The sequence below is a fragment of the Candidatus Pseudothioglobus sp. uisw_070 genome (assembly GCF_059512545.2).
Genome location: NZ_CM183456.2, coordinates 507,702 through 523,182 on the forward strand (window position 1 = coordinate 507,702; position 15,481 = coordinate 523,182).

At 37.0% G+C, this 15,481-nt stretch carries 16 protein-coding genes; 8 read left to right on the forward strand and 8 right to left on the reverse strand.

The window, feature by feature from the left end:
• Positions 1–2: 2 nt before the first annotated feature.
• From AC5YGD_RS02540 to AC5YGD_RS02555, 4 genes are read right to left on the reverse strand one after another with little or no spacing between them, the layout of a single operon-like run.
• On the reverse strand, positions 3–1,571 hold the full coding sequence (locus AC5YGD_RS02540) for a peptide chain release factor 3 (protein ID WP_496141989.1): 1,569 nt from the start codon (positions 1,569–1,571) through the stop codon (positions 3–5).
• A gap of 5 nt (positions 1,572–1,576) precedes the next feature.
• Complete coding sequence (dcd, locus tag AC5YGD_RS02545; RefSeq protein ID WP_496141990.1) at positions 1,577–2,143, reverse strand: dCTP deaminase; 567 nt, start codon at positions 2,141–2,143, stop codon at positions 1,577–1,579.
• Between the two features lie 34 nt (positions 2,144–2,177).
• The gene (gene mraY, locus AC5YGD_RS02550) at positions 2,178–3,263 is read right to left on the reverse strand and encodes a phospho-N-acetylmuramoyl-pentapeptide-transferase (protein WP_496141991.1); all 1,086 of its coding nucleotides are present in this window, start codon (positions 3,261–3,263) and stop codon (positions 2,178–2,180) included.
• A 2-nt stretch (positions 3,264–3,265) separates the two neighbouring features.
• Positions 3,266–4,258: a peptidylprolyl isomerase gene (locus AC5YGD_RS02555; protein ID WP_496141992.1), complete on the reverse strand. Its 993-nt coding sequence runs from the start codon at positions 4,256–4,258 to the stop codon at positions 3,266–3,268.
• A 140-nt stretch (positions 4,259–4,398) separates the two neighbouring features.
• On the opposite strand from AC5YGD_RS02555, the gene AC5YGD_RS02560 reads away from it, so the two are divergent.
• Entirely contained in the window at positions 4,399–4,644 is a 246-nt protein-coding gene (locus AC5YGD_RS02560) for a YfhL family 4Fe-4S dicluster ferredoxin (RefSeq protein ID WP_271537370.1), read from the forward strand.
• Positions 4,645–4,648: 4 nt separating this feature from the next.
• On the opposite strand, the gene AC5YGD_RS02565 is transcribed toward AC5YGD_RS02560, so the two are convergent.
• Positions 4,649–5,758, reverse strand: a complete 1,110-nt coding sequence (locus AC5YGD_RS02565) for an aminotransferase class V-fold PLP-dependent enzyme (protein ID WP_496141994.1) — start codon at positions 5,756–5,758, stop codon at positions 4,649–4,651.
• 203 nt (positions 5,759–5,961) lie between these two features.
• On the opposite strand from AC5YGD_RS02565, the gene AC5YGD_RS02570 reads away from it, so the two are divergent.
• From AC5YGD_RS02570 to AC5YGD_RS02590, 5 genes are read left to right on the forward strand one after another with little or no spacing between them, the layout of a single operon-like run.
• Positions 5,962–7,392 (forward strand): FAD-linked oxidase C-terminal domain-containing protein, encoded by a 1,431-nt coding sequence (locus tag AC5YGD_RS02570; protein WP_496141995.1) that lies wholly within the window; start codon positions 5,962–5,964, stop codon positions 7,390–7,392.
• Between the two features lie 2 nt (positions 7,393–7,394).
• The gene (locus AC5YGD_RS02575) at positions 7,395–7,958 is read left to right on the forward strand and encodes an FAD-binding protein (protein WP_496141996.1); all 564 of its coding nucleotides are present in this window, start codon (positions 7,395–7,397) and stop codon (positions 7,956–7,958) included.
• The gene (gene glcF / locus AC5YGD_RS02580) at positions 7,958–9,112 is read left to right on the forward strand and encodes a glycolate oxidase subunit GlcF (protein ID WP_496141997.1); all 1,155 of its coding nucleotides are present in this window, start codon (positions 7,958–7,960) and stop codon (positions 9,110–9,112) included. The genes AC5YGD_RS02575 and glcF overlap by 1 nt, the downstream gene beginning before the upstream one ends.
• Complete coding sequence (rlmD, locus tag AC5YGD_RS02585) at positions 9,105–10,427, forward strand: 23S rRNA (uracil(1939)-C(5))-methyltransferase RlmD (protein ID WP_496141998.1); 1,323 nt, start codon at positions 9,105–9,107, stop codon at positions 10,425–10,427. The genes glcF and rlmD overlap by 8 nt, the downstream gene beginning before the upstream one ends.
• Before the next feature lie 53 nt (positions 10,428–10,480).
• Positions 10,481–10,894, forward strand: coding sequence for a rhodanese-like domain-containing protein (locus AC5YGD_RS02590; protein WP_496141999.1), 414 nt, complete (start codon positions 10,481–10,483; stop codon positions 10,892–10,894).
• Here the strand turns inward: AC5YGD_RS02590 and AC5YGD_RS02595 are convergent.
• Positions 10,891–13,059 carry a UvrD-helicase domain-containing protein gene (locus AC5YGD_RS02595; protein WP_496142000.1) on the reverse strand — a complete coding sequence of 723 codons (2,169 nt, stop codon included), beginning with the start codon at positions 13,057–13,059 and terminating at the stop codon, positions 10,891–10,893. The two genes, AC5YGD_RS02590 and AC5YGD_RS02595, sit on opposite strands and share 4 nt — an antisense overlap.
• 157 nt (positions 13,060–13,216) lie before the next feature.
• Between AC5YGD_RS02595 and AC5YGD_RS02600 the strand changes: the two genes are divergently transcribed.
• Entirely contained in the window at positions 13,217–14,158 is a 942-nt protein-coding gene (locus AC5YGD_RS02600) for a KamA family radical SAM protein (protein WP_496142001.1), read from the forward strand.
• Here the strand turns inward: AC5YGD_RS02600 and AC5YGD_RS02605 are convergent.
• On the reverse strand, positions 14,139–14,666 hold the full coding sequence (locus tag AC5YGD_RS02605; RefSeq protein WP_496142002.1) for a redoxin domain-containing protein: 528 nt from the start codon (positions 14,664–14,666) through the stop codon (positions 14,139–14,141). The genes AC5YGD_RS02600 and AC5YGD_RS02605 overlap by 20 nt on opposite strands.
• Before the next feature lie 11 nt (positions 14,667–14,677).
• Here AC5YGD_RS02605 and arsC point away from each other — a divergent pair, with 11 nt between their 5' ends.
• Complete coding sequence (arsC, locus tag AC5YGD_RS02610) at positions 14,678–15,025, forward strand: arsenate reductase (glutaredoxin) (protein ID WP_416652885.1); 348 nt, start codon at positions 14,678–14,680, stop codon at positions 15,023–15,025.
• A gap of 2 nt (positions 15,026–15,027) precedes the next feature.
• Here arsC and rlmH read toward each other — a convergent pair whose 3' ends face one another.
• Positions 15,028–15,462, reverse strand: a complete 435-nt coding sequence (gene rlmH / locus AC5YGD_RS02615; protein ID WP_496142003.1) for a 23S rRNA (pseudouridine(1915)-N(3))-methyltransferase RlmH — start codon at positions 15,460–15,462, stop codon at positions 15,028–15,030.
• Positions 15,463–15,481: the final 19 nt, after the last annotated feature.

Here is a 15,481-nt window from a genome sequence, read left to right on the forward strand (position 1 = left end):
AATCAATGCTCTCTTGTAGAGCTAAAGGTTAAGTCTGGGTGGCGCTCGATTGTAAGCTGAAGATTTACCATGCTTGGGGCTAAATAAGAAAGCATTCCTGCGCTATCAATTGCTACATTATTCCCGGCTTTTATTTTGAGCTGGTCGATATCTTTATCGAGGCCAGTAACCCATCTTGCCGTTGCTACATTTATCGTTTCGAATTGACAATCAACTCCGTACTCATATTTGAGTCTATGAGCAACAACATCAAATTGTAAAATACCTACAGCCCCTAAAATTTGTGAGTTATTAGAAATGGGTCTGAATACTTGAGTTGCTCCTTCTTCTGAAAGCTGATCAAGCCCTTTTTGTAATGCCTTAGCTTTGAGAGGGTCTTTGAGCTGTGCTCTTCTAAAAAGCTCTGGAGCAAAGTTAGGGATGCCTTGGAAGTTAATCTTCTCGCCTTGAGTGAATGTATCTCCAATACTTATGCCGCCATGATTATGAATACCTATAACATCGCCAGCATAGGCCACTTCAGTTGAGCTCCTTTCACGAGACATAAAGGTTACAGCGTTTGCAATTTTAATCTGCTTACCTGTTGGAACTTGAAGGACCTTCATTCCTTTTTGATATTCACCACTTACAATTCGCATAAAGGCTAATCTGTCATGATGTTTGGGGTCCATATTTGCCTGAATTTTAAAGATAAATCCAGTCAGTTTTGCTTCTTCAGGAGATACATTTCTAGTATCACATTGTCTGCTTTGAGGTAAAGGGGCATATTTAATAAACCCATCTAGTAAGTTTTCGATGCCAAAATTGTTGATTGCTGATCCAAAAAATACGGGCGTCTGTTTACCCTCAAGAAAATCATTTAAATTGAAAGGGTTTGTTGTTCCACTAACGAGTTCAATTTCTTCTCGGGCTTCTTTTGCAAGATCTTCACCCAGTATTTTATCTAATTCAGGATTATCAATTCCCTCGATAATTGTGTTGTCACCAATATTTGCATTTTTACCACTTTCAAACAAATAAACTTTGTTTTCAAGCAGGTGAAAAACTCCTTTAAAACCCTTTCCCATACCAATTGGCCATGTGATAGGCGAGCATTCGATATTTAATACAGATTCAACTTCATCCAGAAGATCAATAGGTTCACGTCCTTCGCGGTCCATCTTATTGATAAAGGTTATGATTGGCGTATCACGAAGTCTGCATACTTCCATTAATTTAATTGTTCTTTGCTCAACACCTTTGGCTACATCAATAACCATTAAAGCAGAGTCCACAGCAGTTAGAGTGCGGTAGGTATCCTCAGAAAAGTCTTCGTGTCCAGGTGTATCTAGTAGATTAATAATGTGATTATTATATGGAAACTGCATCACAGATGAAGTAATAGAGATGCCTCTTTCCTTCTCCATTTCCATCCAGTCGCTTGTAGCATGACTATCAGCTTTTCTTGCCTTTACGCTTCCAGCTGTTTTAATAGCTCCACCATAAAGGAGTAACTTTTCAGTAACTGTAGTCTTGCCAGCATCGGGATGTGAAATGATCGCAAAAGTGCGACGTATGGAGGTTTCAGACATATTGCCTAAGCCTTTGGTAAAGTTACGCCAGTTTGGCCTTGGTATTTTCCGTCTCTATCTTTATATGAAGTTTCACATACCTCATCAGACTCAAAAAAGAGCATTTGAGCAACTCCCTCGTTGGCATATATTTTTGCAGGCAAAGGCGTTGTATTAGAAAACTCTAGTGTTACGTGTCCTTCCCATTCTGGTTCAAGTGGAGTGACATTAACAATAATACCGCACCTTGCATAAGTGGACTTCCCAAGGCAAATAACTAGCGTAGAGCGAGGAATTTTAAAGTACTCGACTGTTCTTGCGAGTGCAAAAGAATTTGGAGGAATAATGCACTCATCTGAATCAATTTCAACAAAGCTTTTGGCGTTAAAATTTTTAGGATCAACAATATTGTGATTGATATTGGTAAATATTTTGAATTCAGTTGAGCAGCGAACATCATAGCCATAGCTAGAGGTGCCATAAGAGATTATTTTTTGATCGTTTGATTGTCGAACTTGTTTTGGCTCAAACGGATGAATCATCCCATTTTCTAGGGACATTTTACGAATCCACGTGTCTGATTTTATACTCATGAATCGGTATTTTACAGTGCGTAAACAATCAACATTATCGAATCTTTATGCTAGCTAAACTAATTAAAACCAAAATCAGGGTAATAATCCAAAACCTCACAATAATTTTTGGTTCTTTAAGTCCTTTTTTTTCATAGTGATGATGCAGTGGCGCCATTAAAAAGATTCTTTTTTGAGTGCTCTTAAAGTAGGCTATTTGGATAATTACTGATAAGGTCTCAGCAACAAATATACCGCCCATTAGAATTAACAGTATCTCCTGGTGAACAATAATAGCAATAACACCTAAAATTGCACCTAAAGAGAGTGATCCAGTGTCACCCATAAATATTTCAGCTGGGTAGGTATTAAACCAAAGAAAGCCAAAGCCAGCTCCTACTAATGCTGCGCATAGTACAAATATTTCACCTGTTCCTGGCATGAATGGCATATTAAGGTAGCCTGAGAAGTTATAATTTCCCCCAATATAAGCAAAAACTGCAAGTGCTCCACTGATTAAAATAACAGGCATTATTGCTAAACCATCTAGGCCATCTGTAAGATTGACAGAATTTGAGCTTCCAACAAGTGCAAACCAGCCAATAATTAAAAAAGCAAGCGCATTAAGCGGAATAATAAGGTCTTTGAAGAATGGAATCAATAGCTCTGCGCCAATAGTTTTAGAATTTAAGCTGAGTAGCCACACACAAATTAATATTGAGCTAATCGACTGCGCTAGAATTTTTTGTCTTCGACTTAGACCATCTGAGTTTTGTTTTTTAATTTTTAGATAGTCATCGATAAAGCCAATTGAGCTAAAAAGAAGAGCTGTAACAATTACTATCCAGAGGAATGGGTTGTCCCAATCTCCCCAAATAAGAACACTCATAAAAAAAGCAAAAAGTATTAGAATTCCTCCCATAGTTGGAGTCCCTGCTTTTTCTAGGTGAGTTTCTGGGCCATCATTGCGAATCACTTGACCAATTTGATAATGCTGAAGTTTTGCAATAATCCATTTGCCAAGAACTAGTGTAATAAGAAGGGCGGTCATCATAGCAAATACAGCCCTTACAGTTAAATAGCTTAGAACATTAAAGCCAGTATCTAATGTGGAAAGAAAGCTTAATATTTCTAAAAACATTATTATTTATCCATTGCAGAAATCAGAATTAGCTCAAATATTATGAATGAGTCTTGAGGTATGTTGCCACTTGGAGCGTCACCAAATACATATTCATAGGTTGCAATAATAGTGCGCTCTTCTCCAATGGACATTGCTTGAGTGTTTTCCTCAATAATTCTAATTATCTCACCACTTCCAAGCGTGAAGTCAATTGCACTTCCTGGCGCGCGCATTATTTGCCCACTATTTGCTTTTAATGCTATATCTACTGAAACAAGCTGACCTTGATTTGCTAGATTACCATCACCTTCCTTATTAATTCTTGTGAAGTAACCTAAATCATTTTTTCTGGCATCTGGATAAGTGGAAGTAGCAAAGTCTTCAAAGTCAACTTGTCGCAAGGCTTGTTGCGCAATAATTCCTTCATTTGCTTGAGCTAGTAGATTATTAAATGAGCCCTCATTAGCAATAAATTCATTTGCATCATCACCAACACGCTCAATTTTTACAGTTTCCAAAGTATCACCTTTTTGAATGGAATTTACAACGTCCATGCCCTCAACGACATGACCAAAAACGGTGTGCTTGCCATCTAGCCATGGAGTTGGCACATGAGTAATAAAAAATTGTGATCCATTCGTTGCTGGTCCAGAGTTAGCCATTGATAGGATTCCAGGTTTGTCATGCATTAAATCGGTAAATTCATCTGCAAATCGATACCCAGGGCCACCAGTTCCATCTCCTTTAGGGTCGCCACCTTGAATCATGAAGTCATCTATCACTCTATGAAAAGAAATGCCATCATAAAAAGGAACGCCAAAATCCTTGTTACTTTTTTTAGTGCCTTCTGATAATGCAATAAAGTTGATTACAGTTAACGGCGCTTTTTTATAAGCCAGCTCAACAACTATTTTTCCTTTATTGGTCTGCAAATATGCATAAATTCCATCATTAGTTGCAGCTAATGACATAGAAGAAAATAATAATGAAAAAACAACTAAAAGAACTCTCATAATAACCCTAGAAATAAAATGATTAATGATACCCAAAATCATCTTTATTTTTACTCTGATACGTTAAAATACTCATCTAATAAATAGAGGATACAGCTGGATTTGTTGTATTAAATTATTATTTAACTTGAGGATCGTTTATGTCTTTGCTAATTACAGATGAATGCATTAATTGTGATGTCTGTGTTCCTGAATGTCCGAACGAGGCTATTTATATGGGCGAAGAGATCTACGAAATCGATGGCGATCTTTGTACTGAGTGTGTAGGGCATTTTGATACACCACAGTGCGTAGAGGTATGCCCAGTTGATTGTTGTCTCCCAGATCCTGACAGGGTTGAGACCGATGAAGTGCTTTTAGCAAAAATTAAAGATCGGGAAAGCTAAAGGCCTATAACGTCTTTTTTAGTGCGGACAAACAAAGTTCTATATTCTCTTTTCTTGAAGTATAGCCCATTAATCCAATTCGCCATATCTTTCCTGCCAAATTACCAAGGCCAGCGCCGATTTCCATATTGTAATCATTTAATAAAGTGGTGCGAATTTCAGCGTCATTTGCTCCTTCAGGAATGAACACACTATTAAGCTGAGGCAGTCTGCTGGACTTTTCGACCAAGTAACTAATACCAAGTTCACTTAAGCCATCTCTAAGTAACTGGTGATTTTGTTGGTGTCGATCCCATGAATTTTCAAGTCCCTCCTCGCAAAGCATAACTAAAGATTCATGAAGGCCATATAGAGTATTTACTGGAGCTGTATGGTGATATGCACGCTTTGAACCTTTACCCCAATAACCCATCACTAAATTAAGATCCAAAAACCAGCTTGTTACAGGCGTTTTTCGATTACTAATTTTATGTACTGCTTTTTCACTAAAGCTAACTGGTGACAACCCTGGCATAGCAGAAAGACATTTTTGAGATCCTGAATAAATTGCGTCAATACCCCAGTCATCTACTCTTAACTCGGAGCCTACTAGTGAGGTCACTGCATCAACAATAGTTAAGCAATTATGCTTATTGGCAATCTCACAAAGTAATTTTGCATCCGACAAGGCACCCGTTGAAGTTTCTGCATGAACAAATGCAACAATTTTAGTATCAGGATTTTCAGTCAAGCACTGCTCAAGTTTTTGAGGGCTAACGGGTGCTCCCCAGTCATCCTCAATGATTATTGCTTGGCCACCAATTCGAGTTACATTTTCTCTCATTCTTGACCCAAAGACACCGTTGATACAAACTATAACTTTATCTCCAGGCTCTACAAGATTTACAAAGCAGGCCTCCATTCCAGCTGAACCAGGCGCTGATATTGGCATTGTTAATGCATTATCAGTCATGTAGGCATACTGAAGCATCTCTTTAATTTCATCCATCATGTCAATAAAAGCAGGGTCTAGATGGCCAATGGTTGTTTTTGCCATTGCATTAAGGATTCTTGGATGAACATCTGAAGGGCCAGGACCCATAAGAGTTCTTGAAGGGGGGGTAAATGATTTCATACGTTTTTTTTAGGAAATATAATTAATAACTCTTTATAATGTTTTCAGTCATGAGGATTATCACAGAAGCTGTGTAAATAGTTTTTAATAATATTCAAAGCAACTTGAACTATATTAATTGAGCCTCTATTTAATTAAGCTACTATAGGCATAAGTTAATAGAATGCATCAATATTAACAATAATTATTTAAATGTAAGTGATATGTCTATTATTTCAGAGTTAACCAAGGCTTTGCCCAAAAATTCAGTCATATCTGGTGAAGAGAATACTCGTCCTTTCGAATGCGATGGCCTTAGTGTTTATAAACAAAAGCCCTTAGCTGTTGCTTTACCTAGTAGTGTTGATCAAATTAAAAAAGTTTTGGAAATTTGTAAGAAAAATAATACTCCTGTGGTTACAAGAGGGGCAGGGACAGGGCTATCTGGAGGCGCTTTACCGCTTAAAGACAGTGTCGTTCTGGGGCTTTCAAAGCTAACCCGAATCCTCTCCATTGATCCAGAAGCTCAAATAGCAATAGTTGAGCCAGGAGTTCGTAACATTGCTATTAGTGAGGCAGTTGAAGAGTATGGTTTGTATTATGCGCCAGACCCTTCTTCTCAAATAGCGTGCACTATTGGTGGAAATGTTGCCGAGAATTCAGGCGGCGTTCATTGTCTTAAGTATGGACTTACAGTTCAAAACTTAGAGGCAGTAAAAATATTGACAATAGATGGCCAAGAGTTGCTTTTTTCGAGGCAAGATGAAGGCATGGGTTTATTGGCATTAATGACAGGATCAGAAGGCCTTTTGGGTGTTATATCTGAAATTACTGTTAAGCTGACTAAAAAACCACAAGTAGCAAAGCTTGTAATGGCTGGTTTTGATAGTGTTAGAGATTGTGCTAATACAGTAGCAGAAATTATTAAGATTGGAGTTATCCCAGCCGGGCTGGAGATGATGGATCAATTTGCCATTGAAGCTTCTGAGGCCTTTGCTCAAGCAGGATACCCATTAGGCGCTAAGGCACTATTACTGTGTGAGTTAGATGGCTCTGAAGACTTGGTAAAGGAAGATTTAAATAAAGTTATTAATATACTTTCTAAAGCCTCTTCTGTAAGAGTGTCAGAAAATGAGGAAGAGCGCTTACTTTTTTGGAAGGGAAGGAAGTCAGCATTTCCTGCGGTTGGAAGGTTATCTCCTGATTACTATTGTATGGATGGCACAATTCCAAAAAGATTTTTAGCTGATGTTCTGGAAAAGATTAGCAAACTTTCAACAACATATGATCTAAGAGTTGCAAATGTCTTTCATGCCGGTGATGGCAATTTACACCCTTTAATTCTATATGATGCCGCTCAGCCAGGAGAGCTTGAAAAAGCAGAAGACTTTGGTAATGACATCCTCAAGTTATGTGTTGATATGGGTGGATCAATTACTGGTGAGCATGGCGTGGGAATTGAGAAATTAGATGCTATGTGTCATCAATATAATAGTTCAGAGCTAGAGATTTTTCATCAAATTAAAGCGGTCTTTGACCCCCATTCTCTTCTTAATCCTGGAAAGGCAGTGCCTACGCTTCATCGTTGTGCTGAATTAGGAAATATGCATGTTCATAATGGCAATTTACCTCACCCTGAATTGGAGCGCTTCTAGCTATGAGCTCAATTTCAGAAATGCAGCATAAAGTAAGGCAAGCTAATAAACTCAGAATTACTAATAATGTTAAAGACAATAAAGAAGAGCAATTAAATATGTCTTCATATTCAGGGATTGTCGAATACTTCCCAGAAGAGTTAGTCATTACGTTAAAGGCTGGAACAACTATTGATGAAGTTAATAAAATTTTGTCAAAAAATAATCAAGCTTTAGCTTTTTTTACCGATGACTCTAAAAAAACAATTGGGTCAATGTATGCAACATCTGGAGCAGAATTTTCAGATAGTGTTCTAGGCGTTCAAATAATTAATGGTAAGGGTGAACTGCTAAATTTTGGTGGCCAGGTTATGAAGAATGTTGCTGGTTATGATGTATCTCGCCTCTTGGTTGGCTCAATGGGTCGTTTGGCAATAATAACTCAAATTAGCTTAAAGATCTTGCCTGAAAAAGTAGCAGTACAGTTTCATAAAAAACCATCAATAAAAAATAAAGAGTCGTCATTAAGAGAGCAAGTTGAAATTAAGTTAAAAAAAGTATTTGATCCTTATGGAGTTTTTATCTAATGCATGCAGAGCTTAAACAGCCATCGATCACACAACATGAAAATGACATTGCTAGCCAAGTAATTGCCTCATGTGTGCACTGTGGTTTTTGTTTGCCAACCTGTCCGACCTATCAAATTTCAGGAGATGAGCTTGATTCTCCAAGAGGTCGAATTTATTTAATAAAGTCAGCACTTGAAAATAATGAATATAGCTCTAAATCTCTAAAGCATTTGGATCAGTGCCTTACTTGTCGCTCCTGTGAAACAAACTGCCCTTCAGGTGTTGAATATGGCAAGCTGCTTGAGGTTGGGCGTAATTTTATAGAGCCTAAAAGATCAATCCTGCAAACACTTTATCGATTTTCAGTAAGAAAAGTTCTTTCAACACCTTTAATTTTTAAACCGGTAGGTTATTTTTTTCGACACTCTAAAATTATTTCAAAACCAATTAAGCCTAAAAAGGTAAAGTCCACAGTGCTAATTTTAGGGGGTTGTGTGCAGCCAACACTAGCTCCTAACATTAATCATAGCATAAAAAATATTTTAGCTAAATTAGATGTAAGAGTTCTAGAGGGCAGCCAAAGTGATTGTTGCGGTGCATTAGATCAGCACTTGGCTGCACCAAAAGATGCTTTATCAAAAGTGAAACGTAATATTGATAAATGGACTCTAGAGCTTGAATCAAATGCAGAGGCTATTATTTCCAGCGCGAGTGGATGCGGGGTCATGGTAAAGGATTATCCAAGCCTATTTGAGGAGTCAGATCCATATTTTGAGAAGGCTAAAAAAGTTTCATCAAAAACTCAAGATATTGCAGAATATCTAGCAAATCAAGATTTGAGTGGACTGCAATTATCAGAGTTAAATGTTTCCTATCATGAGCCATGCACTATACAACATGGCCAAAAATTAGGCGGACTTGTTGAGTCAATCCTGTCTCAGTTTGGCTATCTTAAAGATCCAATTAAGGATTCACATATCTGCTGTGGCTCTGCGGGAACATATTCAATCTTTGAAACTGAAATATCAAATAAATTAATGATAAATAAACTTGAAAATTTAAATGCTTCTCAGCCAGAGATTATAGTTACTAGCAATATAGGCTGTTTGATGCATCTTCAAAAAGGCAGCTCAATTCCTGTGAAGCATTGGGTGGAGTTGTTAGATGTCTAGAGGTAGAAAGTTAAAGAGTAAAATTTATGAAATAGAGATTGAGTCATTATCCCATGAAGGCAGAGGTATTTCTCATAGTGACAACAAAGTTATCTTTACTCGAGGGGCTTTACCTGGAGAAAAAGTTATTGCATCCCGTACGCTCTCCAGAGCAAAGTTTGAAGAGGCTGATGTTGTCGAAATAATTAAATCATCACCAGATAGAATTGAGGCAAAGTGTGCTGTTTATGGAATATGTGGTGGTTGCTCATTTCAGCACCTTTCATCTGAAAATCAAATAATTGCAAAGCAGAGTTGGCTTCAAAGTGCGTTTATTGGTCAAGCCAAGACTGAACCTAAAAACTGGCTCGAGCCTATGCAGGTTGAGAGCTGGGGTTATCGCCGTAAAGCACGATTGGGCGTTCGCTATGTTGCCAAAAAAGAAAAAGTTCTTGTTGGTTTTAGAGAAAGAAAGTCTTCATTTATAACTGTGATGAGCCGCTGTGAGGTTTTACATCCGTCGCTTGGTGACAATCTAGAAATAATTGCAGACTGTATTGGTAAGCTCAGTATTAGGGAGCATATTCCTCAGATTGAGGCTGCAATTTCGGAGTCACATACAATATTAATTTTAAGGCATCTCCAGCCTTTGACTGAGGCTGATGAAGCTATACTTAAAAAGTGCGGCGAAAGAGTATCAATAACTTGGTATACGCAGAGTGGAGGCTTAGACACCATTAAGCCTTTGATTGGAGCTGTAACCCTAACTTACTCTATTCCTGATCATAAGATTGAAATGGAATTTTTACCGAATGACTTTACACAAGTTAATTTTGCGCTTAATCAAAAAATGATTAACCTTGCGATTGAATTGCTCGAATTGAATGATCAAGATAGTGTTCTTGATCTTTTCTGTGGGCTTGGTAACTTTACGCTTCCTATTTCAAAATATGTTGAAAAAATAGTTGGTATAGAGGGTGATAAAGGCTTAGTAGAAAGAGCTAAAGCCAATGCCGATGCTAATGGAATTACTAACGCCTCATTTTATAAGGCAGACCTGTCTGAAGATGTATCAGGCTCTGAATGGTTTAGAGGTCAAAAATATAATAAAGCTTTAATTGACCCAGCTAGAACTGGGGCAATTGAGATTGTTGAGCTTCTTCCAAAATTAAACATTGAGCGTTTAGTTTATGTTTCTTGCAATCCTGCTACTCTTGCTAGAGATACTGCTCGTTTGATTGAATTAGGCTTTACTTTGATGAGTGCAGGCGTGATGGATATGTTTCCGCAAACTGCACATGTAGAGTCAATTGCACTTTTTACTCGCAAAAAATAAGTATTAACGTATGATAATATTAGATAAGATTTTAATTTCTATTGGAAAGATTAATGAGCTATAAGCGTAACTTGTTGCCAAAAATGGCTATGGAAAGACTTAAGGAAAATCCAGAGGCTGTATTGATTGATGTTAGAACACGTGCTGAACATAAGTATGTAGGCTATCCAGAAAATTCAATTCTTATTCCTTGGTTTGATGAGCCGGATTTAAAATCTGATCCAGAGGCTTTTTACGAATCAGTTCTGAATGAACTCGGAGACCGAAGTGAAGTACTGAATACTGAACTGATTTTTATATGCAGAAGTGGATTCAGATCAAATGAGGCTTTAAAGTGCCTTGAAAGTAATGGTTTTACTTGTCTTTCCCATGTCGCTAGTGGATTTGAGGGTGACTTGGATGAAAACGATCATCGAGGCAACCTTAATGGTTGGAGGCATGATGGGATGCCTTGGTCTCAAGGCTAAACTATCTCTAGATTAGCGTAAGAGCTAATCAACCATTTCGTTCCAGCTTTTTGAAAATTAATTTGCAGTCGCATTGAGTCACCACTTCCCTCATAATTTAAAATAGTGCCAAGTCCAAATTTTGCGTGCTTAACGACCTGACCTATTGAGTACATTGAATCTGAAGTTGCAACCATCTTCTTGCTAAAGTTGGTATTTTTTTCATATCCTTGATGAGTGCTTTCACTATTAGGGTTTTTAATATAGTTTAAAAAACTTTTTGGAATCTCGTCAAGGAACCTTGATTGCATTGAATAAAAGGATTGCCCATTAATAAAACGTCTACTTGCATAGGTGAGGGTAAGAGACTTCATTGCTCTAGTCATACCTACATAACAAAGACGCCTTTCTTCATCAGTATTAGGAGCCTCTCCCTCGCGTTGTCTGGATGGAAACAAATCTTCTTCCAGACCTACCAAAAAGACTACAGGAAACTCTAATCCTTTGGCTGAATGGACAGTCATTAGCTGAACAGACCCTTGATTACTTTTATTAGACTCACCAGTGGAGTCAAGAGTTGCAAGAGTAATAAAGCCCTGAGTTTCATTTAGTTCATTATCTTCTTCATGGGTATATTTAGTTGCTGCTGTAACTAGTTCACCTAGGTTTGCTTTTTTAGTGCCAGCCTTATCAGTCTTATCATTAGCATAGTGTGCCATTAATCCAGATTGAAGTAGAATAGAGTCAACCTTTTCACTAAGCATTAGATTTTTAGTGCTGTCACTAATTTCTTCAATTAAATGGATAAACGACTGTAAAGCATTTGCTGCCCTTGCTGGCAGGCTATTAATAATAGCAATTGATGACTGAAAAAGGTCAGTATGGTTTTCAATAGCGTGAGATCTGATTTTTTCAATAGTTGACAGTCCAATCCCACGAGTTGGAAAGTTCACAATCCTCTCAAAAGCAATATTATCAGAAGTGTTTTCAATGAGTCGAACATAACCCATTGCATCTTTTACTTCTGCACGTACAAAAAATGGCAAACCCCCATAGATTTTATAGTTAAGATTTTGCCCTCTAAGTGCTTGTTCAAATTCTCTAGATTGGGCGTTTGATCGATAAAGTATGGCGCATTCATCTAGGTTCCTACCTTGATTAAATTGGGTCTGGATTTCACCAATTACATATTGAGCTTCCTCCGTTTCGGTTCTTGCATTAAATACATTGACAAGATCGCCATCTCCTGACTCCGTCCAGAGTGATTTTTCAAGCCTATTCTGGTTGTTTGCAATTAGGGCATTTGATGCGCTAAGAATATTTCCTGTTGAGCGATAATTTTGCTCAAGCTTGATAACTTGAATTGGTTTAAAGTCACTCTCTATTTTTTGAATATTTTCAATTCTTGCACCCCTCCAGCCGTAAATTGATTGATCATCATCCCCAACACAGAAAACATGGTTGTTTTGATTATGAAGTATTTTTATAAACTGATATTGGACTCGGTTAGTATCTTGAAATTCATCAACTAAGATATGACGAAATTTATTTTGGTAGTGATCTAAAAGGGACTGATTATTCTTTAAAAGCTCGTAACTTTTAACGAGTAAGCCTGCAAAATCAACCAAGTCATTAGCCTGACAATGCTTCTCATAAAGATCAAAAACTTTAGTGCTCTGCTTTACAAAAAAGTTATAGCCTGCATCAATTTGATGGGGCAATATGCCTTCATCTTTCTGTTGGTTAATAAACCATTGCACCTTTTTTATAGGGAACTTTGTTTCATCAATACCATTCTCTTTCATCAAGCGTTTAACGATTCGAAACTGATCTTGTGCATCTAGAATTTGAAATGTGGGCGAAAGATTCGCCTCTACTGGATGAGTCCTAAGTAGTCTATGAGCTAGCGAGTGAAAAGTGCCAACCCACATCCTGCCCATTGGCTGTCTTAGAAGATCACTCAATCGCTCTTTCATTTCATTAGCAGCTTTATTTGTAAAAGTAACTGCAAGTATGTCGTCAACATGATGATTCTTTGTTGTTACTAAATAATGAATTCTTTGAGTTAATACGCGCGTTTTTCCGCTCCCGGCACCTGCAAGAATTAATGCATTTGTGTCTTCACTTAGGGTAACAGATTGCTGTTGTTTTTCATTTAGTCCATCAACTATTGGCGCAGAATTCATATTAGGTATTTAATTAAATTTGGAGGTTTTTTGTTCTGATTATTTAAAAAAGGTTATTACTTGATGCAAGTATAGATAAATTATAATCAGATTATGAGCCATTATAATGATGACTGATTTCTTTGTCACAGTTAAGCTGGCTTACTACTAAATTAATATGAATAAATCTTGGAATGAGAGTGCGCGCTCATCATTGAAAAGCGCTAACGAGTGCAACGAATATTTTGAAGGAAGTGCTTTTAAAGAATTTCACTTTCCCATCAAAATACCACTTGAATTTGCAGAAAGAATTGATAAGTCTGATCCTTTGGATCCTTTAATGCTTCAAATTCTTCCAGAAGAAGTCAGAGTTACTGAGGGTTTTTTTGATTCACCTGTTTCAGATGAAGAACACTCTCCAGTTAAGGGTTTAATTCATAAGTACCCCTCACGAGTTCTCCTAATAGCAACTAGTGTGTGTGCAATTCATTGTCAGTACTGTTTTAGACAGAATTTTGATTATGTTTCGCATGATATTTTAAAAAACTGGCCCACTATTGAGAATTATTTACTGAATAAAAAAGAAGTGAGTGAAGTTGTCTTAAGTGGGGGCGATCCTTTGACTTTAAGTGATAAAAAAATTAGCAAAATACTAAATAAAATTGAGGTTATTGGTCATATTAAAACAGTTAGATTTCATACTAGAACAGCTGTAGTAATTCCATCAAGAATTACTCAGGAGCTAGTTGATATGCTTAACAAAACTAAGTTAAAAGTCGTTTTTGTTTTTCATATAAATCATGCGAGGGAAATATCTTATGAGTTTATGAAAAATGTTGAGAGCTTAAAGACTCATACTTTATTAAATCAGTCAGTATTACTTAAGGACGTGAATGATAGTGCTAAGGTTTTATCTGAACTGTCTAACAAGCTTTTTGAATTTAATATATTGCCATACTATATCCACCTTCTTGATAAGGTTTCTGGAGCTGAGCGTTTTTTAGTTACAGATAAAAGAGCCAAAGAGATTTATAAAACACTTCAAACCTTATTACCAGGTTATTTAGTTCCAAGAATGGTTCGTGATGAGGGCGGTTGCTCTAAGAGGTTGGTACTATAAATTTGCTCAAATCGTCTATTGTAATTTCACCCATAAAAGTATGAAGTAATTCACCCTCTGGGCTATATATTTGAGTAGTTGGCATGCCTATAATTTCGCCAAAATTTAAATATTCAGAGTCATTATCTTCGTTATAAAGTACGATAGGATAGTTAATCGAAAAGCGCCCCACATAGTCATTAATTATTTCTAGATCTACAGGCTCAAAATCAAGTCCAAGGATTTCAACATAATCAGAATTTTCTTCATAAAATTTTACAAATGCAGGAATCTCTTTTAGGCAAGGAGTACACCAAGTTGCCCAAAAATTAATAACAAGATATTTACCGTGAGTATTTTTCTCTGTAAAAATGACACCTTTTGTATCTGTTAGGCTAAATGAAAGCTTTGGAACAGATTCATACCATGGCATTAGAGGTTTCGCCCAGTTTACTATATCGTTAAAACTTAATGCTTGGCTTGCATGAAATGGAGTTATTAGCCAGAGTATAATTAGAATTTTTTTCATTAGTCAGTTTTATGAATGCAAAGATTTATCACAATTCTCGTTGCTCCAAATCAAGAGCAACTGTTGCTATTTTAGAACAAAATGAAGTTGACTTTGATGTTGTTAATTACTTGATTGAGCCTCCCAGTGAATCAGAGCTCAGAGCAATTTTGAGTGATTTGGGTATAAGCGCTAGAGAACTTCTTAGAAAGGGAGAATCGAAGTACAAAGAATTGGAGCTATCTAATAAATCTTTAAGCGAAGACGAGTTAATTAAAGCAATGCATGAGTTTCCAATTTTAATTGAGCGACCAATCGTCAGAACTGAGAAGGGGGTTGCTATTGGAAGACCTCCAGAGAACATTCAATCAATTCTCTGATTTTATTCTCTATGGTACGGGCGATTATTAAGTAGGCTATATCCACGGTAGATTTGTTCTACTACCAACAGTCTTGCCATTGAGTGCGTCATTGTTAGATTGGACAGCCCCCAAACCTGATGACATTTCTGTTTTATTTCTGAAGAAAGCCCATCTGCGCCTCCAATGAAAAGTGCAACGTTCTCACCATCAAGCTGCCAGCTTTCGATTGACTTAGAAATTTGTTTACTAGTTTTTTGAGTCCCAGTCTCATCAAAGGCTACCAATAGTGTTGCCTCGCTGGCGGCTTCTAGAAGTAATTTTGCTTCAAGGTTTTTTGAATTTTCTGAGCTGCTTGATTTTCGGTTTTGAGATTCTAAGCTTGTAATTGTGAAATTATAGTAACTAGGAAGTTGTTTTTGATAGTGCTCAATACCAAGATTAATCCAACTAGGCATTTTTTTGCCGATCGTTATT